Annotated in this window: 16 protein-coding genes; 6 read left to right on the plus strand and 10 right to left on the minus strand. The window is 42.8% G+C overall.

Translation table 11 applies throughout. The features are described 5' to 3' along the window. The first annotated feature begins 75 nt into the window (after nucleotides 1-75). From N480_RS19550 to phnW, 3 genes are all read left to right on the plus strand, one after another. Nucleotides 76-1,527: a PepSY domain-containing protein gene (locus tag N480_RS19550; RefSeq protein WP_063374105.1), complete on the plus strand. Its 1,452-nt coding sequence runs from the start codon at nucleotides 76-78 to the stop codon at nucleotides 1,525-1,527. Next, complete coding sequence (locus N480_RS19555; RefSeq protein ID WP_063374106.1) at nucleotides 1,527-3,626, plus strand: TonB-dependent receptor; 2,100 nt, start codon at nucleotides 1,527-1,529, stop codon at nucleotides 3,624-3,626. Before N480_RS19550 ends, N480_RS19555 begins: the two co-directional genes overlap by 1 nt. A gap of 187 nt (nucleotides 3,627-3,813) precedes the next feature. Next, complete coding sequence (gene phnW, locus N480_RS19560; protein ID WP_063374107.1) at nucleotides 3,814-4,908, plus strand: 2-aminoethylphosphonate--pyruvate transaminase; 1,095 nt, start codon at nucleotides 3,814-3,816, stop codon at nucleotides 4,906-4,908. A gap of 94 nt (nucleotides 4,909-5,002) precedes the next feature. Here phnW and N480_RS19565 read toward each other — a convergent pair whose 3' ends face one another. Then, on the minus strand, nucleotides 5,003-5,797 hold the full coding sequence (locus N480_RS19565; protein WP_063374108.1) for an energy transducer TonB: 795 nt from the start codon (nucleotides 5,795-5,797) through the stop codon (nucleotides 5,003-5,005). 587 nt (nucleotides 5,798-6,384) lie between these two features. Then, nucleotides 6,385-8,019, minus strand: coding sequence for a methyl-accepting chemotaxis protein (locus N480_RS19570; RefSeq protein WP_063374109.1), 1,635 nt, complete (start codon nucleotides 8,017-8,019; stop codon nucleotides 6,385-6,387). 333 nt (nucleotides 8,020-8,352) lie between these two features. Between N480_RS19570 and N480_RS19575 the strand changes: the two genes are divergently transcribed. Further along, nucleotides 8,353-9,516, plus strand: coding sequence for a DUF819 domain-containing protein (locus tag N480_RS19575; protein WP_063374110.1), 1,164 nt, complete (start codon nucleotides 8,353-8,355; stop codon nucleotides 9,514-9,516). Between the two features lie 49 nt (nucleotides 9,517-9,565). Here the strand turns inward: N480_RS19575 and N480_RS19580 are convergent, their stop codons facing one another. The 6 genes from N480_RS19580 to N480_RS19605 form a co-directional block, all read right to left on the minus strand. Further along, entirely contained in the window at nucleotides 9,566-10,258 is a 693-nt protein-coding gene (locus N480_RS19580; protein ID WP_063374111.1) for a UTRA domain-containing protein, read from the minus strand. A 93-nt stretch (nucleotides 10,259-10,351) separates the two neighbouring features. Further along, a complete protein-coding gene (locus tag N480_RS19585) occupies nucleotides 10,352-11,758 on the minus strand; it encodes an FAD-dependent oxidoreductase (RefSeq protein WP_063374112.1) in 1,407 nt (468 codons plus the stop codon). Next, the gene (gene phnX, locus N480_RS19590) at nucleotides 11,755-12,564 is read right to left on the minus strand and encodes a phosphonoacetaldehyde hydrolase (protein WP_063374113.1); all 810 of its coding nucleotides are present in this window, start codon (nucleotides 12,562-12,564) and stop codon (nucleotides 11,755-11,757) included. The genes N480_RS19585 and phnX overlap by 4 nt, the downstream gene beginning before the upstream one ends. Nucleotides 12,565-12,591: 27 nt before the next feature. Then, nucleotides 12,592-13,923, minus strand: a complete 1,332-nt coding sequence (locus N480_RS19595) for a DUF5690 family protein (RefSeq protein ID WP_063374114.1) — start codon at nucleotides 13,921-13,923, stop codon at nucleotides 12,592-12,594. Nucleotides 13,924-13,975: 52 nt separating this feature from the next. After that, the gene (locus tag N480_RS19600) at nucleotides 13,976-16,780 is read right to left on the minus strand and encodes a TonB-dependent receptor (protein WP_063374115.1); all 2,805 of its coding nucleotides are present in this window, start codon (nucleotides 16,778-16,780) and stop codon (nucleotides 13,976-13,978) included. 193 nt (nucleotides 16,781-16,973) lie between these two features. Then, nucleotides 16,974-18,050, minus strand: a complete 1,077-nt coding sequence (locus tag N480_RS19605) for a serine hydrolase domain-containing protein (protein WP_063374116.1) — start codon at nucleotides 18,048-18,050, stop codon at nucleotides 16,974-16,976. Between the two features lie 301 nt (nucleotides 18,051-18,351). Here N480_RS19605 and N480_RS19610 point away from each other — a divergent pair, with 301 nt between their 5' ends. Continuing rightward, on the plus strand, nucleotides 18,352-18,870 hold the full coding sequence (locus tag N480_RS19610) for a hypothetical protein (protein ID WP_063374117.1): 519 nt from the start codon (nucleotides 18,352-18,354) through the stop codon (nucleotides 18,868-18,870). Between the two features lie 46 nt (nucleotides 18,871-18,916). Continuing rightward, nucleotides 18,917-19,291: a nuclear transport factor 2 family protein gene (locus tag N480_RS19615; RefSeq protein WP_063374118.1), complete on the plus strand. Its 375-nt coding sequence runs from the start codon at nucleotides 18,917-18,919 to the stop codon at nucleotides 19,289-19,291. Between the two features lie 21 nt (nucleotides 19,292-19,312). On the opposite strand, the gene N480_RS19620 is transcribed toward N480_RS19615, so the two are convergent. Both N480_RS19620 and N480_RS19625 read right to left on the minus strand, forming a co-directional pair. Further along, nucleotides 19,313-20,281 (minus strand): glutathione S-transferase family protein, encoded by a 969-nt coding sequence (locus N480_RS19620; RefSeq protein ID WP_063374119.1) that lies wholly within the window; start codon nucleotides 20,279-20,281, stop codon nucleotides 19,313-19,315. A gap of 142 nt (nucleotides 20,282-20,423) precedes the next feature. Beyond that, nucleotides 20,424-20,840 carry a DoxX family protein gene (locus tag N480_RS19625; RefSeq protein ID WP_063374120.1) on the minus strand — a complete coding sequence of 139 codons (417 nt, stop codon included), beginning with the start codon at nucleotides 20,838-20,840 and terminating at the stop codon, nucleotides 20,424-20,426. Nucleotides 20,841-21,057 lie beyond the last annotated feature (217 nt).

Below are 21,057 nucleotides of genomic sequence, written 5' to 3' on the forward strand. Positions count from 1 at the left end.
GACAATTTGTCACATGCCATTCTCAGCACTCGTTACATATAATATGAAAATTATCCTCAATATAATAATAATCATATGCTTAAACGGCTGCTAAAATGGCATAGGCGAATAGCCCTTTTTTGCCTGGTACCTTTCCTAATTTGGGCTCTTTCTGGTTTACTGCACCCTATCATGTCGCACTTTGCAAAAGCGCCTAGGATCGATGCAGCGCCTGTTCAGGTTAATACGCAATATTTACAAAATTATGCACAGTTGAGAGATCTGCTGAATAAAGCGCGTATAGAACACTTTAGTCATGCAAGCCTAATACAATATGATGGGCGCTATTACTACCAAATTAGGGAAGTTAAGTTTAATGAATTGCTGGTCCACTACTTGCCCATTGATGGGCAAGTATCGAATCTAACTGATCATCAATATGCCCAATCTTTAGCGAGTAAATGGTCTAAAGCAAATATAGTTGAATCAAGATTAATTACGCAGTTTAGTCCAGCCTATCCCGAAATAAACCGCGTTCTTCCGGCATACCGCTTTACCTTAGACAATGGCAACCTCTTATATATCGATACGCTTGGTAAAAGAGTTACCGCACACAATACACCGATGCGCGAATCTCTGTCTTATTGGTTTAAGCAACTACATACTTGGCAGTTTATAGGTGAGCGTAATAGTATTGTACGTATAATCCCCATGCTGTTGATAAGTAGTGCCCTATTCGTTATGGCACTTCTGGGACTTATTGCGTATAGCCTACTTTGGTCGCGCATTAAATCTACACATCTAAATACTCAAACAATGCACCGTACAGCAGGCCTTTCTCTCAGCTTATGTTTACTCGGCTTTTCTTCAAGCAGTATGCACATTTTAATCGATAAGTTTTACCCTCAATCGTTTCGGCAAGTTGCACCAAACAATACGTTGAATACTCAAGCTTTGACCCATGACCCGATACAAGCTCTTGCATTAGCAAATGGCGATAACTTCCAGCTTGTTGCTATTAAGGGTGAAATTTACAGCCAAGTCGTTACCTTCAACAAACGCAGAATGCAGTTTTCGTATTGGCAAGATGCGCCAAAAAATGTAACTAACCAACTCCTCGCCGAGCAGGTTTTGTCTACTCAATTGGATGTAAGAGGCCAAGTTTTTCACGCTGAAAAAATTGATAAGTTTGGGCCAACCTATGGCTTTATCAATAAGCGTCTGCCTGTTATCCAGCTCAGGTTTGAGCAAAGTCCAAGCACACTTTATAGCGTCGAACCTCACACTGGTTATATCGCAGCAGTCGACGATACATGGCAAAATGCGCGTAGCTGGCATTTTGGTTACTTGCACAAATATCATTTTTTAAACCCGATTGGCAAAGATCTTCGCGACAGTGTTATCGCAATAATTTGTCTTGGGCTAGTCTCCGTTGCGATACTAGGCACTAGCATATATTTTGCTAGAACAGCTCGCCAGCGTCGGGCGAGAAAGCAACGTGACTTAAATAACAACGAATTACTAAAAATAACTAAGGAACAAGCATAATGAAATCAGGCTTTTCTTATTCACTGATTACTATTGCACTTTTACAAGCTGATATTGCCGTTGCACAGCAAGGTGCAGCTGATGATATTGAGCAAATTATTGTCACAGCAAGCCGTACAGCCAAAGCGAATACAGACTTAGCACTCAGTGTAGGTAGCGTATCAGAAGATGTGATAAGAAATGATAATGCACAGCATGTCTCAGAATCTTTGGAAACAATTTCGGGTGTATTGTTAAACCAACTTTCTGGCGGACAAGGACACAATGCCGCAATCCGTATGCCCATAAACTATGGCGGTTATACCCTTTACCTTCAAGACAATGTGCCACTGCAATCTGCTGCATTCTATAATCACAATGCGCTTTGGTGGGCTAGCACAAACTCGTCAACGTCAAAGTTAGAAGTCATCAAAGGTGCGGGTACTAGTCTATACGGCTCAGGAGCGGTGGCAGCAACAGTAAACGTGCTTTCAGCACCTGTTAATACCAGCAATAATGAACTAGCCACCACATTTGGAGAAAATGGCTACCAGAAATTTAATGGTGCCCTAGTTCATAAAATGTCCGATAATAATGGCGTTAGAATCTCAGCGGCACACCTAAACAATGAAGGCTGGCGAACACACAGTAGCGTCAAAAAGTCTGAGTTTAATGTACTGCATGAACTGACCATTGATGACAAGCAAAGCGTCAAAACAAGCTTAATTGCATCGACACTCGACCAACAGATGCTTGATGCACTCAACAGTGAAGAATTTGCGGCTGATCCCACACAATCCGGCTTATCACAAAACGTGTTAGATATTGACCCCCGCCGAGACACAAATTACGTGCGCTTGAGCTCCGAATACCAGTATGAAAGCCAAGATTTTTATGCCTCTGTCATACCTTATTTGCGCTACAGAAGTAATGATTATATCGCCACATGGCAACCAAATATGCCCAATGTTGAATCGAGTGTGAGATCTCTTGGTTTATTGGCTCTAAGTAACTTTGAACATAGCAGTGACTTTGAAACTACAGTAGGTATCGATATAGAACGATCTGAAGGTGAAGCATACTCTTATCAGCCAACCACTATCACTACATCTGGCCGCTCAAGTAAAACGTTCCCCAAAGGGCATATTTTCTATAATGATACTACCCGCTACACGGGTATTTCTCCTTATGTTCAGCACATTGGCCACCTTAATGATCAATTAAGTTACGCCGTTGGATTGCGCTATGATTATAACGAGTATGATTTTGACAACCACTTACCGACATACGATGACGACGGGTTTAATAATCGCTCAATACCTAGCCGCAGTGACACATTTGAACACTTTAGTCCGAAAGCCAGTTTGAATTACAAACTTCAGGATAATGCTAGCGTATATGTGCGTTATGCAAGTGCTATTCGACTTCCAACCGCGTCAGAAATGTATCACCTTAAAACCAAGGAAACCAGCTCTCAACTAGACTCTCTCAGTGAGGAGACATCCGACACCTATGAGATAGGGTACAAAGCCAATTTAGACAAACTCTCGGTTGAAGTCGCCTATTATGTAATGGACGTTAAAGACGCTATTGTAACTGCCTATGATAATTTAGGTGCTAGCTATAGAACTAACGCAGGTGAAGTGAAACACCAAGGTTTCGAGTTCGGTGCAAACTATACCTTTAGCCCTAACTGGTCGCTAGCGTTAGCCTACAGCCAGTCAAACCACGAGTTTGGACACTATATTCAAGATCAAAACCGACAAGATAGAGACGAAAAAGAACTCACTGGCAATAGCTTACAAATGGCGCCAGAGTATGTCGCCAACTTAAGAGTGAATCACACCAGCCCGCTACTTGAAGGACTACAAATCACTGCTGAACTCAAAAGCATTGGCGATTACTGGATGGATGCCGAAAATTCCGAAAAATACAACGGGTATACAATTGCAAACTTAAAAGTAAACTATCAATTGTCAGAAGCTCTCAAACTCCATGTTCGCCTTGCTAATGTGGCAGATAAAAAATACGCGCTTCAGGCCGAAAAACGCTACGGCAGGGAACGAATTCAACCTGGCGCTCCGAGAACAGCTTATGTTGGGTTAAGTTACACTTTCTAATCCGCCTTAAGTGATTAACGATTAATCTGCTGTGGTATCGCAACATCATGCGTGATATCACAGCTCTTTGTTCAACTTCCCCAGTTTATTGCAACCACTTAAAAATTGCCGACTGACTTATTGTCGTCATCAAACCGTCATTAACTTCGTGCTTTAATAACTGGTATAGACCAGAAAGAGAAGCATCATGAACAACGATTATTTACTATTAACCCCTGGCCCATTGTCTACATCAAATACTGTTAAAGAAGCCATGCTAAAAGATTGGTGTACTTGGGATGATGATTATAACTTAGACATTGTACAGGCCATTCGTAGCGAATTATGCTCACTCGCCACTAGCAGCACTGAATATACCGCAACATTAATGCAAGGAAGTGGCACTAGTAGTGTCGAGTCTGCCATAGGCACGCTTATTCCCAATGGCGGCAAACTACTAGTAATTAATAATGGGGCCTATGGCGCGCGTATAATCGAAATTGCACAATACCTTAAAATTGCTTGTACGGCGTTAAATTATGCTGAAACGCAGCAACCAGACATTAAAGATGTCGAACAGGCACTACTTTCAGATCCGACTATCACACATGTTGCGATGGTGCATTGCGAAACCACAACCGGTATTTTAAACCCAGCAAAAGAGATTGCAGCTGTCGTAAACAAACACAAGAAAGTCATGATACTAGACGCAATGAGTAGCTTTGGTGGGATCCCTTTTGACATTGCAGACTGGCAAGTTGACGTATTGATAAGCTCCGCCAATAAATGCATCCAGGGTGTACCGGGGTTTGGCTTTGTCATTGCCAAAAAAGCGCTTATGCACAACGCTAAAGATAATGCTCGGTCATTATCCCTCGATTTATACGCACAGTGGCAAACCATGGAGCAAAACCAAGGAAAGTGGCGCTTCACTTCACCGACCCATGTTGTCAGAGCGTTTGCCCAAGCATTAACTGAACTCAAACAAGAAGGTGGTATTTCAGCGCGCTACCAGCGATATGCAAAAAACCAAGCGCTGCTCGTTAAAGGCATGCAAGCACTTGGGTTTAAAGCCTTACTCCCGATAGAGCTACAATCACCAATTATTACCTCTTTTTATTCACCAAACTCGCCTGAATACGACTTCAAACGTTTTTATCAGAAATTAAAATCTTTAGGCTTTGTGATTTACCCAGGCAAGGTCTCCAATGCCGACTGCTTCCGAATTGGTAATATCGGCGAAGTAACTCCTCAAGACATCACACAATTACTAGAGGCTGTTGCTCAAGCAAAGTATTGGTAAAAGACAAACAGTGATTATCGCAGTGCATAACCAGTTTTTGCACTGCGCTTTTTGGGTATGTCCCCGAAACACTCTCGAAAACGCATCGACAAATTTATTTCAATTTGAAGTCCAATTGCACTTCCAGTCGTTTACCGTTCTGTACATTTCCGTTTTCATTAAGTTGCACATGATACTTCCATTTTGCCAGCGCCGCCTTCGCTTCTTTGTCAAACACGCCAATTGGTACTGACTCAGTCACCTCAATATTTATTGGAAAGCCTTGCATGTTTAAGTCGAACATAAGTTGAACATGTCCTTCTACCTTTGCTTGGGCCGCATGTATCGGGTATTTTGGTTCTATGCGAATAACCGGTTTTGGCGCTACATGCTTGTCTAGCAGTAACTGATAGGCCGTTTTATCAAGCGGCCTATCAAGATAGGTGTAATAGACTTGCAGTTGCTGCTTGGCTGCTTCATGGTTATTCAACCCAACGAATATTTCAATTAGGTTCTTCAATGCCTTTTCGTGGTCATAGGCATTAAGCTCTTTTAAATGAACCGCACGGTTCAAGTACTTTACGGCTTGTTTTGGCATCTGATTATGAAATGAAATACTACCGATATAGTAATCAACCACAGCCCGATCATGGGAGTTGATTGGCTGAATACTCAATAAAATATCAAGTGCTTTATCCAAATTACCAGCATAAGTGTAGTCATACGCATTAAGCACTTTAACCGCAGTGGCATCACTCATTACTTTTTTCTTCATTTTACTATGACAAGCATAAGTAAAGTGCTCTGGCAGGCAACTTGGTCCAGCCTCGCTCTGTTGTTGATTAGCTTGATTTGACTGGCAGCCAATCAAAATAAAAGCCAAGCAGCACAATATCAATGTCGTTTTCATCTTATTACTTCTTATCCTTTAATCAGAGTCGAGTTCAATTGTTTAATCAATTTCAAATAATTAGTTTCTATTTTGGCTCTTTGTTCGAATCGTTTAAAACTATTTTTATTATTTTATTCGTCATGTCATTATGAAAATAGCCAATTTCCATATAGTTACCATTCATTATCACTTTTCCCTCATCCCCTTGCCTTGCCACATTTCAAAGACTCGCTCTGTAAAACCACTTGGTTTGGGTGGCTAGCAACTAATAAATAATTAGAGAATGTGACTAACAAGCCAATCACAATAACGCCACTCATCGCCACTTGAGTTCAGTGTATTCGCTCGTTTGCCAACTCTTCATTCAGATATATCTGCTTCAGTGCTTTGGGAAAAAGAATAACTCGGCTGGAATCACCCGTAAAATACACAAAAAAATAATGAACTAACTACTCGGCAGCTGCTCTTTGAGATATGGAAAGCGCCAGCTTCAGGCTAAAAGGCGCAGTCTACATGCTTTTAATATACCCATACAGTAATTTAAGGCCATTATTAAATCGCTGATTATACGGAGCCGCATTTATAGTCAGCTCCGAATTGCTGCACTAAACTCTGAAACCTTCAACCACAAGCCCAAGTTCTTGACTGGCGCTGCGCAGTGCCTTGCTCGTATCGGTCAGTGATTGCGTAGCATCTAAGGACAGATTTGTAGAATCCGACAGATCCGTTATGCGCCGATTAACCTCTTGAGCTGCATGTGATTGTTCTTGTGTGGCGCGCGCAATTTGGCTGTTCATTTGCGAAATTACTTCGATTAAGCGTTCAATCTCAGTCAAAGCAGTATCCGCTTCTTTAGCTTGTTGTACTGATTCTTTTGAAGTTGCCTGACTTTGTTGCACTGCAATCACCGCCGCTTGCGCTCCCTGCTGCAAACGCTCAATCATAGATTGAATTTCATCGGTACTTTCACTGGTTCGACTTGCAAGCGTTCTGACTTCGTCAGCAACAACCGCAAATCCTCTTCCCTGCTCTCCAGCTCTGGCTGCTTCAATTGCTGCGTTTAAAGCTAATAGGTTTGTTTGTTCTGAAATACCGCGAATAACATCCAGCACAGAGCCTATATTATTGCTTTCCTCAGCCAATGAACTGGTTACTTCATTGACTTGCTGGATGTTTGAAGAAAGACTCTCAATCGTACCAATTGTTTTTGCGAGCGTATTTTTACCTGATGCACTATTTTTCATCGCATCGCTTGCAGCTTGCTCAGCCGCTTCAGCGTTATTGTTAATCTCTTGAATCTGCATACTCATTTGTTCAACCGCAGTAGCAACTTGCCGGCTGTTGTCATTTTGCATTTCGATGAAGTTTAAATTTCCGCGCCCAGCCTGATCCACCTCATGGGCAAGGTTTTTTACGCTGTCGCTGTTGCCTGCAACTTTCAAAATTGAACTGCGCATTCTTTCTGTGTAAGCATTAAAGTGCTTCGTCAGTTTAGCCACTTCATCTTTACCGTACTCATCTAGACGCAAAGTCAAATCTCCATCCCCATTGGCAATGCGCTTCATGGTATTCGCAGTTTCTCGAATGGGATGCAAAATGCTTTTTGAAATGAGTATGCTCAAGCTAATCGCAAGAATAATAATCACACCAAAATCGACAAGCAGGTCATTTCTTTGCGACTGATATTCTGCATAGATTGTATCTAGATAAACGCCTGAACCAACAATCCATTGCCACGGTTCAAACCCTTTCACAAAAGAAATTTTCTCAACTGGCTGCTCCGCGCCCGGTTTTGGCCATTTGTATGGTACGAACCCACCATTTTGCCGCTTCACTACATTTACCATGTCCACGAAAAGCGCTTTGCCGTCGGGGTCTTTTACCCCAGTAAGTGACTTGCCGTTTAGGTTTGGCTTAAAGGGATGCATGACCATGACAGGCTCAAAGTCATTTACCCAAAAGTAATTATTACCTTCATACCGTAAGCTCGCTAACGTATTCAATGCACTTTGGCGCGCCTCTGATTCGGATAAGGTGCCATTTTGCTGTAGTTGATAAAAATGGCGTAAAATACTGTGAGCACTCTCTACTAAGCTTTGTGTTTTTTCGTATTGCTGTGATTCCAATGCAGCATATTGACGCTGCAAATTAAGAATATTTTGGATCACCAAAGCGGCAATCACTGTCCCAATTAAAATCGTGAGGCGTTGATAAATACTGCATTGCCTTAACGTTCGCATAAGTTGTTCCTTCTTGCATACATATTGAACCTTAAATATAGACACGCAGAAACCGTTCGCCAGTGAAAATAAAAATAAAGTTTATTTAAAACATATAGATAGGAACAAATTACAACTTTACAAAAGCAATTAGCCTTTAGTCTAAAATTTGGGAATTTTTTAATTAAAGCGCATAGGAGTCAAAGCATAAATAAGGACGTGTTTGGATTATTAGCCTAAATACCGGCAACAAGCAGCTTGCCAAATCACATGGTGTCAAAGATTACCATCGTTTTTCTCAAGGAGATCAGCTAGCATAGCGCTGGTTAAATAATAATTAAAATAGAGGAAATCATGATCCAAGATGGATTCTCATTTATCGCATTTTTAATGTTCTTTTCAGGTCTCGTCATTTGGTATGAAAATAAATATAAAGACGGTCGTTTTTTTAAATATGTCCCAGCAGTTATTATTATATATTTCTCTGCGATGGTGATGTCCACTTTAGGTGTTTGGGAAATGACAGATTCCGTTAAACAAGCACGTGGTGAAGTTAGAAATGCTATTTTACCAGCAATGATTTTTCTTATGTTATTGAGGGCAGACTTAAGAGACATCGTCAAACTCGGGCCAAAACTACTGGGCACATTTTTTGCCGCGACACTCAGTATTGTACTTGGCTTTATCGTCTCATTCGCCCTGTTCCAAAATTACTTAAACGATAACGCTGCACTGACCTTTGGTGCACTTGCTGGAAGCTGGATAGGTGGCACCCAAAATATGGTGGCAGTTCAGCAAGCCCTAGGCCTAAACGATGCGGGCATGGGCTATACGTTACTGATAGACTCGATTGACTACGCTATGTGGATTATGTTTTTGCTTGCACTCGTGCCCTTTGCCCACAAATTTAACGAATGGACAAAAGCAGATACCAGCACCCTAGACGACCTGCAAGAAAAACTGACCCTTTCAAACGATCAAATTCGCAAAGAAACGACTTTTCCAGATATGATGTTGTTACTCGGCTGTGCTTTTGGTTTATCAGCACTTGCAAACTACGCATCAGCGCTATTGCCACAAAATGCCGTATTGACCAGCACGACATGGAGTATCATGATAGTCACGTTTGTAGGTGTAATTTGCGCCATGACACCACTGGGAAAAATTCCTGGCTCGCCTCAACTGTCCAATGTTTTACTTTACACTTTGGTTGCACTAATCGCTGCTAATGCTAATTTTGCGGAGCTAACGCAGGCACCAGCATACATACTGGCCGGCTTTGTCATTTTACTTATTCATGGCCTTATTCTGACCACCATTGCTAAAATCTTTAAACTCGATCTGTTCACCTGTGGTATTGCTTCTCTGGCAAATATCGGAGGCGTCGCCTCCTCTCCTGTTCTTGCAGCAGCTTACAGTCAGACACTGGTGCCTGTCGCCATTCTCATGGCATTAATGGGAGTCATTATTGGCACTGGTGGTGGGATTGGCGTCGCTTTGCTATTGCAGGCAATGTAAACTTTCACTCACAATGACGCGGTAGTGCGCTATCGCGTCTCATTTAACCTTATATCCCTTCAACCACCATTTCTATGGCGTCATGAAGCCAATACTCTATGTTGTAGTCCACTAATTGCTTGTGAGCATCATAACGTGCTCTTTGTACTTTTAAACATGGTGCCCCGCTATTCTTTTCCAGTCTTGAAGACGCTTCGTCAGGTAATACAGTGACACTAATCACACATTGTTCATGGCTCACTTCAGCATTATATTCTGTAGACATCACCTCCGTAATTGAACCGTTTAATACCTGATTTTCAAGCCCTTCGAATCGTGCTGCGAGACAGTATATTTCTTCCATCAAAATTGCACGCTCATCGACCTTTCTTACTCGAGTCAGTTTGTAAATGGCCTCGCCTTCAAATCGCTCATGAGCCACTTGGTGTGCAGTGCTTGGCGCTTCAATACTAATCACCTCCGTTTTCGGCTCAAATCCTTGCTCCTTGGTTAAGCGATTAAAGTTTACTTTACGCGCAGGGTGCCACCGCAGTTTTTGTGGTGTGACAAACCAACCACGGCGTTTTTGGCTAAATATCACGCCCTCGGCTTCAAGCCTTGCAAGTGCCTCTCTCACGGTGATCCGTGTAGAGCTAAACTCCTCTTGTAAACTCCGCTCTGAAGGTAACTTTGACCCAGGCTGCATGGAGCCTTGAGCTAGTAAATCTTGAATATAATTACGGATTTTTTGATAAAGCAACATGGTATTTTAAAAGTACAAACCCCAAAGATGTGACAAGCTTACGTGACTTTTATGACAATCGGAATCTCATTTGGTGTAAATCTAAAACTCAATTCAAACACTGTTTACATCTGGGTCCAGCTTAGCCGCGCTGCCGCTTAACCTACTCAGCCAAGTGTCTAATTTGGATGGCACCAAATTCATATCTTGCGCATGCTCTTTACGCCTTATTGCGTTTCTAATCGCATATGCACCAATACTTCTGAATGGTTCAGCAGGAAATTTAGCTAGCTTGCCATTTACCAATGCACATTGGCTCCAGCAGTCTTGCTGATTGGCTATCAAAGATGACAGGATTTTTCCTCCTAAGTAAGATTGCACAACACCATTGCCAGAATAGCCACTGCCATAAAATACATTCTTCTTTCCTTTGAGTAGGCCAAAAAATGGCATACCTGAAACGCTGCGATCAGATGGGCCCGTCCATGTTCGCTCGATAGGTAAAGGGGTATCAAAAAAGTGCGCGAGTGAACGGTGCAAAATATCTAAATAACGGCTCGGTGCATCAAAACGAGTCTGTACTTGATTCGCAAAACTAAAATAGTTACCTCCCTTGCCTAGCATTAATCTGCCTTCAGAGGTCGTACGATAATAATTGACAAAAATCCTCGCATCTATGACAGGCGCGCCATGCACAAGTTTGAGTTGCTCAAGCAATTCAGGCATTGGTTTAGAAATCACCATATCACTTGAGACCAAAACAACATGTCGAGAGAACTCCGAGCGCAGAGAAGGCAGCCACGCATTGACGGCAAACGTCAGGCTAGTCGCGCGAATCTTAACGCCCTGTTTGGTTGAGATAGTGACAATCTCGCCATCTATATGTGACTGATAAGCTGTTTTTTCAAACACACGTACACCAAGTTTAAGCGCGACATTTCTGAGCCCACGCACTAACTTTGCGGGTTGTACACTGCCGGCATGCGGACTATAGATTGCATGTAAATTGGCCTCAGACCCGGTTGCTCGCAAGCCTTCTTTATCAACTGTTTGCCAATTGTTGAGATCATGTTTTTCAAGTAATGAAACGACCGGAGCTAGGCTCGCAATTTGCGCTTGATTGGACGCTGTGTAATACGTCCCGTCCACTCGGCAATCACACTCGATAGCGTGACTATCTGCAAACCGTTTAATTTCATGCACGGCCTGCTCTGAGCTTTGTACCAAAAAGCGCGCTTGCTCTAGGCCGAACTGCTTTACCAAACTGGCAAACTTGGTTGACCACGTCAGCATGGCTCCACCATTTCTGCCTGACGCGCCTTGGCCACATAAATCTTTTTCTATCACCGTAACATCCAACTCTGGCGCTCGTTGCTTCAACATAATCGCCGTCCAAAGCCCTGTAAAACCGCCACCAATGATACAAGCGCCGGTTTCTAAGTTATGTGTTAGCGGCTTCGCTGAGACGATATCTGTCTCAGCAATTGCGTCATCAAACCAAAACGGTTGGAAACGCTTCATGGGCGCTCTCCACGCGCGAGTTTAGACTCAATTTCAATCAACACGGCATCTACATCGGCGAGTGAATCCACCACGTAGTGTGCTCCCGCAGCTGACAATTGGCTGTAAGCTTGTCGAGTTAAAGCCGCTTGCTGCGTATTGTCCAACGTCTGCCACTCTTGCTCACTCAAACCAATAGCATTGCCCGTTACGGCTACCCCAATGGTCCACATACCCGCATTTAATCCCTCTGTAATGCCATGTACAGAGTCATCGACTTTTACACACGAGGCAACTCGGTTAATTCCTAAGCGCTGGATATTTTCTAATGCCATCCAGGGGCCTGGGCGAGAGCCTGCAACACATTCATCACTTGCAACAACACAATCAGGCACATAGCCATATTCAGCCGCAGCCGGCACCAAAACATCCATCACGGGTTTTGGGTAACCAGAGCAACTACCAATTTTCACGCCTTGAGCTTGAAGTCGATGTATAACATCCAGCACACCAGCAATGGGTTCTGCGCGCTCTGCAACTTTGGCTATTTGCAAAGGCATAAATGTGTCGTAAATATGATCAACATCTTGATGTGTAGGTTGACGCCCAAACTGAGCCTGCCAACGGTTTGCTATTGCAGGTGTATTGAGTAGTGTATTAATGTGGTCCCACTTGCCCATTCCCATGGGGCCGCGTGCTTCTTGTAAAGAAATATCAAAATCAAAGCCTCGTTTAAATGCTTCAACAAAAATGCTAGTTGGTGCAATGGAGCCGTAATCCACAACCGTGCCTGCCCAGTCCAAAATAAGTGCTTCTATGTGTTTCATATTGATTCCTAGTAAGTGTAAATTCGATTAGCTAGATGCGATTTCAATGTTGCGAGTGGACGACCATTGTGTGCTCAGAAGCGTCGTTTTAAAGTAAACCAATGCGCTGATAACCAGTACGCCAGCTATCGCCGCCACCCAATAACACGCAGATATAAAAAATTGCAGCCAAGACAGTTCAGGTGTAGCAAACGTTTTGTACAGTAAAATCCCTACAGAACCGATGTACCCTGCTGAATCTGCAAGGTAAATTAAAAAGCCCGCATTGGCGCTAGAACCCACTGCGGAGATCAGTCGGTCAAACAAAAAACAGTTATACGGGATGTAACTGATATACAAACCCGCGCCGAGTAAGACCATCCATGCTTTAGAGGACAGCCACTGTGATTCATATCCGTACGTGCTCCCAGCAAGTAGTAACACCCCAAACAAAATAAAATAATGATTAGCGAAAAATGCGGTTCGATTATTTTTAATTAATACCAACGCCGCCATTGCCAGCAGAACAAAGAATGCAATTCTAATCCCTGCATAAGCGAAGATAGTGGGCTCATGACCATAGCCCAATGCTTGCCAAATTTCGGCCGAAAAGTTGTCTCGAAAGTCTCGAAAGCCCGTAAAGAGTAAAAAGCTTAAAACTAGCGCTGAGATGCCAAACCAATATCGTTTGAAAAATTGCCATCGCGCTTTGCCGCTCATGGGCGCGCGTTTTTGTCTGGCTTGTTCATCTTGTGAGGTCGGTTTTGGAATGCTGTTTAAACACAAAACGCTTAAAAACAACAAGGGTAAAAATAGTGCCCCCGTTGCTGCTGGCATCCATAGCTCTGCCACATTGAGCTCTACCACCAGCCATTGGCCAACCGTTCTAACAAGACCTGATGCCAAAATAAACGTCACACTCAAGACGGCCCCGAGAATTTCAGTACTTTTACGCCCCTCTAAGTAACTGAATACCAACCCCCAAATCATGCCCAGTGAAAGGCCATTGATAAAGAGCCAAAAGACATTCATACCTACAGGCGTTAACGCAAACAAAACCAACGCAAGCTCAGCGCTTAAAATCATACCGATGATCACATACACTCGCCTGTCTGGCCGCATTTCTGCGATGACTTTTACACCAATGAACTTGGCGCATAAATAGCCAAATACTTGCGCTAGTATCAGCGCCACCTTGAAGCTCACTAGCCAGTCCGAGCTGTTATATTCTTCATATGAATTAACTGAAAACGGCTTGCGAAACGCATACATACTAAAGTAAGTTAAAAACGCGCTAGATGCCGCAAACAAGACGAAACCAATGCCACTGGCTTTTTCAAGCCAATTAGGTGGTTGCTGCCAAAGGCGAAGATTGGTCATGATACTTCCACTTGTAAAGGCAGACTTAGCGCCTGCCATCTGATATTAATAACTAGAACTGATAATTCAGCCCGACCATACCGCGAATACCGTAGTATTCGACTTGAAGAGGACGCCCTTCGTTTCCTTGGTAGTACTCAAGTGGTTCGTCGGTCAGGTTATTCAACTCCAGGTACACTAGAGCATGCTCATTAAGTTGGTATGACGTAGTAAAATCAACGGTCGTATTCGCGCCATAATAGATGTCTTCTTGAGATGCCCTACCACCAGTGCCGTGCTCATCTATATAAGCACCTTTGTGATTAACGGATAATCGAGCAGCAAACTGCGTGTTATCGTAATAGAGTGTGAAGTTATAAAGCTCATCAGCTTGGCCTGGAATTGCAGGATTGTCGCTGCGGCTGAGCCCCGTCATTTCTGAGTCCATCAATGTCGCGTTACTCATCACCCCAAAGTGCTCTAATTGAGGGGAGATAAATGCCAAGTCGCGATTAAACGCAACTTCAACCCCCGCTACTTTTGCATCGTTACCATTTTCTGGACGATTAATGCTGATCCCGTCAATGCCTCGATAAGTATCTTTTCTTGTAGACCAGTAAATTGGGTCTTGAATGTCTTTGTAAAATACACCAGCAGATAGCAGTCCAACGCGATCGAAGTAGTACTCGACCATTAAGTCTAAATTTGTTGAGAATGTTGGGTTGAGGTCAGGGTTTCCGGTTTTAAGCTGTTGCTCTTGCTCTAAGAAAGTGCCTCCCGCCGTCAAGTCTCCGAAGTCGGGGCGTGCAAATGTACGCGTCAAGGCAAAGCGATAATTAACGTCTTCACTAGCGCGATAGGTAAGATGAAACGATGGTAAAATAGCCCAGTAATCTTTTGTATGATTGTTGGCTTCAAGTGTTTTGGAATCCTCAAGGTAGGTAAATCCAGATACATCCGTGTCTGTATGGGTTGCTCTAATACCCGCGACAATTTCAATATCTTGGTTAAATTGATAAATTCCCATCCCATACAGAGAAGCATGTGTTTCATTCACGGTAAAGTTTCGACCCAGTGCCCCGCCATTGTTTACAAGTGCGGACTCGTCTTCAATCAGTTCAAAATTCGACCTATTGCTATTCCAAAATTGCATTGCATCCTCTGTCGATGCAACGGGGGCGAACAAGGCGTGATAATTCACGGGTAATTCTGACAGGTAATCAGTGCGACCCGGCTGTTCTGCTAAAGAAAAGCTATCTAGGGTTGGCACGTCACCACTAGACGCCTTCCAGCTATAGAACTCATCCGAAAAGCTCGCTTGCCTTTGCTTATCTCGATATTTTGCACCGAACTTAACAGCGAGCGCGTTGTCAATTTGCCATTCAAGGTCCACATTAACCACAGCTCGGTCTTTCTCATTAACGAAGACTTTGTATAGATTGACCCAAGATAACTGGCTTTGAGACGGATCCATTTTAAAGTTTTCAGGCAAATAAGTACGAATACCGTCCCAAGGGTCTTGACCACCATCGACAATATTGTAGGCGTAGTACTTTCCATTTTTCGCTTGTGTTAACCCAGAGTAATTAACCTTTTGATCAAAACGCATCACAAAATAACTGTGGTCTTGTTTATTGGGCTTATTACCATAGCGAAATTCGTTTTCATAACTGGCAATTTGCCAATTTAGGGTTTTATCAATACCCAAGTCATGGTCACCTCTCAACTCAACCCCTGTCATTTCGGTGATCAATTCATCGCGGATATGTTGCAGCTCGATACGGCTTTTATCAAATCGCAAACGATGCTTGTAATGTGTTTCGTCATCAATCAAAGTGCCATATAACGCGCTGGCGCTAATAGAACCACTATCTAATTCGTATTCTACAGAGCCGTTTAAACCAAACGTCTCTCTTGTACCTGTATAGTCCCTAAGTTCTAAGCGGTAAATACCGTAATTTTCTTCCTCTCCACGTCTGCGTGCTTCGAAATTATCTGTCGCCCAGTCGCGCTTCCAAGCTGTCGCATTAATAATAAAACCAAGCTTGTCATCAAGCAGACGGTCGCCGTAAATCACATTCGCCGAGTAATTATTACCTTCAGCGAGCTCATTCTGACCGACACCCACATTCGTCTTCAATATGAACTCATCAGCTCCTTTTTTAGTGATAAAGTTGACATTACCACCAATTGCATCGCCTTCCATATCTGGTGTAATTGCCTTAGATACCTCAACGAACTCAATTAATTCACTGGGGAAAAAGTCAAATGCGGTTGCTCGGCTCGTTGTTTCTTCTTCTGCTGTTGGCAACCGATTACCGTTTAAACTTGTTGAGCTCCATTGCGCCGGAAGCCCTCTAACTGCGACAAAACGGCCTTCACCTTGGTCTCTTTCAATAGAAACTCCAGGGATCCGCTGTACAGCTTCCGCCGCATTTCTGTCAGGCAACTTTCCGATGCCATCCGCAGCAATGACACTCTTTATACTTAATGCATTCTTCTGAGTATTGGCAGCGGCCATTTCACCTCTAAAAATTTGCCCAACACTCACGACTTCTTCAATAGTTTGACTACTGTTGAGAATGATAGGCTCAAGCGTTACTACTTTGCCATCAACCACTTCAACCTCTACCTCGGTGTCTCCATAACCGATGTAAGACACTACCAAGGTATATTTACCACGGCTCAGCTTTGATAATGAAAATTCACCGCGATAGTCCGTCACCGTAGAGAATTCACTTCCCTTCACGCGCACAGTTGCACCCGATAAACTTGTATGTGGGTCTGCAACTACCCCGACTAATTTTCCGCTTGAGGCATATACACTTGCACTACTAGCCAAAACTATCGCTGCCGCGATTTGTGTTAGTTTACTCATTGCTTTTATCTCAAATGTTGGGTTTCTTTTCTGGTCTAGACCAATTTATTGCAGATAGAGTAATGGTGGTTTTTTACACTGGCGTGACGGTTTGGTTAAAGCTTGATTTAAAGAAAAAGACGTAACCTATCTTTTGATAAGATAGCGCTGTATAAATTGGTTCGCAGCGCTTATTAAAACAACAGTGCGACAGTCATAGTGACAAGCTTGATTGAACGGCATCCACAAGATCTCGTGACCAAACGCCATCACTGTTACCATTTGTAAAATAAACAATGATATAGGCATCACCCAAGTTATCTTTGTATAAGATTCGTACCCTGCTCAGCGCACCGCCATCATGGCCAAGCTCCTGAAACTGCCAATTGCGGCCATAATCCCACCCAGAAGCGAAGTAGCTGATATTTCCATCACGCAGACGATAAGGCTGAAAGTATTCCTGTAATTGTGCCTGCTTAATCAGTCTGCCAGACGCTACCGCAGATAAAAACCTGCCAATGTCTTCGAGGCTACTGTAATAGCCTCCGTGCACAACACTGTAGTTAGGCCATTGAATGACCTCTGATTCCACTAATTTTCCTGCATTGACATGGTAAGTTTTAATAACATTGGGGTGGTTTTTCGGGTCCTTTAGCCGCAATGTGTTTTTCATAGCAAGCGGGTTGAATATGCGCTGCTCAACAAGCGCTTCATAGCTAAGCCCTGAAACAGACTCTAATAATGCAGCCAATACCAAGTAGTTTGTTTGTGTGTATCGAATCTTCGCCCCAGGGGCAAAACGCACGGGCTTAGCCTTTAATTGCTCAAATGTCCCCTTTTTATCTGCTGCAAAAGCAAAGTTATTCACCTCACGGTCGAAGTACTCTGGTACACCCGAGGCGTGGTTCAAGAATGCACTAATAGGAATGTTATGCCAGTGCCTTGGTAAGCCTCGTACATAGAGAGACGCGGGCTTGTCGAGTGAGATTTTCTGCTCTTGTGCAAATTGCAAAACCAAAATACTGGCAAACAATTTACTTATGGAATGAATGGGAAATAAACTGTCTTCGGTAAGTATGTGCTCTTTTTTAAACAGCTCACTACTGTGCATACCCTTGAACAACTCTTTGTCTTTATGCAAGACTAAAAGCCCTTGAGCCGGTATTTGATGCTGTTGTTCGTGCTGAGCAAGTAATACCTTCAACTTCTCTGCATCACTGCGCTCATCAAAGAAATTACACCCTGACAAAGTGAGTACACACAACGAAACTTGAGTGATTATTCTAAACATCGACGACTCTTTTATTGGCAACCCTACCGATAACCTACAGAAAAATCTAGAGTTACCGATTATTTAGTCAACTTAAATTACACAGTTTATATGAATAATTATCTAGTCTAGCTGCTTTCTCCCACTTTAAATAGTCGTGAATCAGCTACTCCATTTAGCATCTGTATGATGTTCCATACAAAAGTGTTGAAGTATGTTCCATTTTAAAAAACAATAGCTAACGAAAGGTGTCTATAAAATCGTGATTTTTTAGGCTATGAAGTAATATCAACAAAGACTAAAATTGACCAAGGAGCGCCATATGGCAAACACAAAATGGACTCAACGCACTTTGACACATAAGGACGCTATTCTTTATGCTGTGCTAACCTGTTCAGTTATGCTGATCACTGCCATCATCATTTGGGCCAAGACGCCGAATTTCCGTCCTTTAATAGACGATCTTCGACTTGTAGACGCGGTAAAAATCACCGATGTCTTAGACATGCAAAAAATTACCTATCACGCTGATGTTGAAAGCCATATGCTGTACATAGACGAACGACACACTCAAAATGCACGACTCGCACTTGCCCGCGCAGGTTTTGTATTTGAATACCCTAAGCATGAGTCATTCAGCGCTTTGCCAAAAGCCTGTGCAGAACTCGAATCACAGCTTGGTCAATATGCAAGCATGCCTATTTGGCAGCAACCTTGGTTTATGTCTGTACTGCGGCTAATTATGGGTACGCTTATTATTATTATATTTATTGTTGCCGTTGTTCGCCCTGCCCTAAGCGCACTCATCCACGGCACGGTACCAAATGAACAACAAAAGTAGTTAGTAAAACATTAACATAGATTAATAAACAAATTGGACGCTACACATGGAATGCACTATTACACAGCAAATTTTCAAGGCAGAACAAACGCTAAAAACTGCGATGCTCTGCTCAGATACAGCGTTATTAGCAGAATTATTGGCTGACAATCTCGTGTTTATTAATCATCACGGCCGGCGTTTATCTAAACAAGATGACCTTGATTTACATGCCTCGGGCCAACTTTGTATTACAAGCATTTCGCTGGAAGATTTAAACGTAATAACAATGGGCGATATGGCCATTGTTCACGTTAATGCCGATATCACCGGTGAATATGATGGACAAAATGCAAACGGACAGTTTGCATTCACGCGAGTTTGGGTTAAACAACAGTTAGATTGGCAAGTTATCAGTGCGCAATCAACTTTGCGCCCCTAAAAAGGGGCTCTTCAAGCCCCCTCAACGGTTATGTGCTCGGGTATAGTCTAACTCTGGCCCGTTGGGTACCACTTGAGTAGGATTAATCATCGTATGACTAAAGTAGTAATGGCGCTTTATATGGAAAAAATCGACCGTCTCTGCAATACCTGAGTATTGATATAAAGCACGTACATAATTTGAAATATGCGGATAACTTTCAATGGTACGCTTGTTACATTTAAAGTGCCCTACATACACCGAGTCAAAACGGATCAGGGTTGTGAATAAACGCCAGTCAGCCTCGGTCAATGTGTCCCCTACAAGATATGAGTTTTCACTCAGTAGTGTTTCGACTTTATCGAGCGCATTAAATAACTTATCAAATGCAGCTGAATACGCTTCTTGACTCGTTGCAAAGCCTGTGCGATAGACCCCATTGTTGATGTTTTCGTAGACAAAACTATTTATTTCATTGATTTCAGTGCGAAGCTCAGCAGGATAAAAGTCAAGCTCATTTCCCGTTAAATGGTTGAATGCACTGTTAAACATGCGAATGATTTCTGATGATTCATTACTCACAATACGCTGACATTTTTTATCCCAAAGCACAGGAACAGTTACACGGCCACTGTAATCAGCTTTGTGTTTGGTATAAAGCTGATGCATGAAGGCACTGTCGAATAAGGCATCGCCCGTACTGCCAGCCTGTTTGTCAAACGTCCACCCGTTTTGCAGCATATCAGGGCTGACAATAGACACATCGATATAGTCCTCCAGTCCTTTTAACTTACGAAAAATTAGGGTGCGGTGCGCCCAAGGACAAGCTAAGGATACATATAAATGATAACGACCTTTTTCCGCTTTAAATCCAGCATCACCACTTTGCCCAGCTTCACCATCCGCTGTAACCCAATTGCGCAGCTGTGCAGCCTCCCTCTGAAATTCCCCATTACTCGATTCTGTGTCATACCAGTTGTCATGCCACTGACCATTTACTAATAAACCCATCATCAATCTCCTAATCTAAAAATTTGAAATCGTTCGAGTAGCCTTGCCTAAGTGCTCAGAGCCCCCATTTTCACCTGAGAAAAGCCACTTCTTCACATTATGTAACGTGCTGATGAAACACATACATCAGCACGTTAGTGCACTATTGCTGTGTCAATTTGTGATCAACACTAAAACGCCCTGCACCTGCTGATGCCAGCGCTAAAAATCCACCCGCCATTGCAATATTTTTGAAAAACATAAAAAATTGCATTTGATCTGCTAAGTTGTTGTGGAACACAAGTGCACTAACAACACAAAACCCAGCAAACGCCAGTGCCGTTAATTGCGTCAATGCGCCAGCAAGTATGAATAACCCCCCTATCAATTCGAATACAATCACCAGTGGTAATAAAAACTCGGGTAAGCCACCTGAAGCTAAGTACTGCGCATTACCTTCGAAGTATTGGATTTTATTCATACCGGCAAGAATGAAAATGACAGATAAGCCTACACGACCTACTAAGCTTGCAATACTTGCTAGGCCTTCATTGTTTGAGATAATGTTGACTAATTTCATTTGTTTGCTCCTAAACTTTGACTTGTTTCTAGGCATTACCGCCTGACTTGCTAACAAGTTTACTATCTACTTAAACAAATAAAATTAGTTAATATAGAGAGATTCATTCTAATAATTAGAACTTTAATGAATGGAGGTGAGCGTTTTAGACCTAGGTTTATACCTGATAGACGCAGGGCTAACTGGCCCGATTTAGCATAGTAATGATAAAGCTGAG

This window comes from Pseudoalteromonas luteoviolacea S2607 (assembly GCF_001625575.1).
Taxonomy (GTDB): Bacteria; Pseudomonadota; Gammaproteobacteria; order Enterobacterales; family Alteromonadaceae; genus Pseudoalteromonas; species Pseudoalteromonas luteoviolacea_E.

Excerpts from the sequence above, each read along its gene's own strand:
- N480_RS19600 (WP_063374115.1), bottom strand. The coding sequence starts at position 16,780 with ATGAGTAAACTAACACAAATCGCGGCAGCGATAGTTTTGGCTAGTAGT.
- N480_RS19580 (WP_063374111.1), bottom strand. The coding sequence starts at position 10,258 with ATGTTGCTTTATCAAAAAATCCGTAATTATATTCAAGATTTACTAGCT.
- N480_RS19625 (WP_063374120.1), bottom strand. The coding sequence starts at position 20,840 with ATGAAATTAGTCAACATTATCTCAAACAATGAAGGCCTAGCAAGTATT.
- N480_RS19610 (WP_063374117.1), top strand. The coding sequence starts at position 18,352 with ATGGCAAACACAAAATGGACTCAACGCACTTTGACACATAAGGACGCT.
- N480_RS19555 (WP_063374106.1), top strand. The coding sequence starts at position 1,527 with ATGAAATCAGGCTTTTCTTATTCACTGATTACTATTGCACTTTTACAA.
- N480_RS19570 (WP_063374109.1), bottom strand. The coding sequence starts at position 8,019 with ATGCGAACGTTAAGGCAATGCAGTATTTATCAACGCCTCACGATTTTA.
- phnW (WP_063374107.1), top strand. The coding sequence starts at position 3,814 with ATGAACAACGATTATTTACTATTAACCCCTGGCCCATTGTCTACATCA.
- N480_RS19605 (WP_063374116.1), bottom strand. The coding sequence starts at position 18,050 with ATGTTTAGAATAATCACTCAAGTTTCGTTGTGTGTACTCACTTTGTCA.
- N480_RS19615 (WP_063374118.1), top strand. The coding sequence starts at position 18,917 with ATGGAATGCACTATTACACAGCAAATTTTCAAGGCAGAACAAACGCTA.
- N480_RS19595 (WP_063374114.1), bottom strand. The coding sequence starts at position 13,923 with ATGACCAATCTTCGCCTTTGGCAGCAACCACCTAATTGGCTTGAAAAA.
- N480_RS19575 (WP_063374110.1), top strand. The coding sequence starts at position 8,353 with ATGATCCAAGATGGATTCTCATTTATCGCATTTTTAATGTTCTTTTCA.
- N480_RS19550 (WP_063374105.1), top strand. The coding sequence starts at position 76 with ATGCTTAAACGGCTGCTAAAATGGCATAGGCGAATAGCCCTTTTTTGC.
- phnX (WP_063374113.1), bottom strand. The coding sequence starts at position 12,564 with ATGAAACACATAGAAGCACTTATTTTGGACTGGGCAGGCACGGTTGTG.
- N480_RS19565 (WP_063374108.1), bottom strand. The coding sequence starts at position 5,797 with ATGAAAACGACATTGATATTGTGCTGCTTGGCTTTTATTTTGATTGGC.
- N480_RS19585 (WP_063374112.1), bottom strand. The coding sequence starts at position 11,758 with ATGAAGCGTTTCCAACCGTTTTGGTTTGATGACGCAATTGCTGAGACA.
- N480_RS19620 (WP_063374119.1), bottom strand. The coding sequence starts at position 20,281 with ATGGGTTTATTAGTAAATGGTCAGTGGCATGACAACTGGTATGACACA.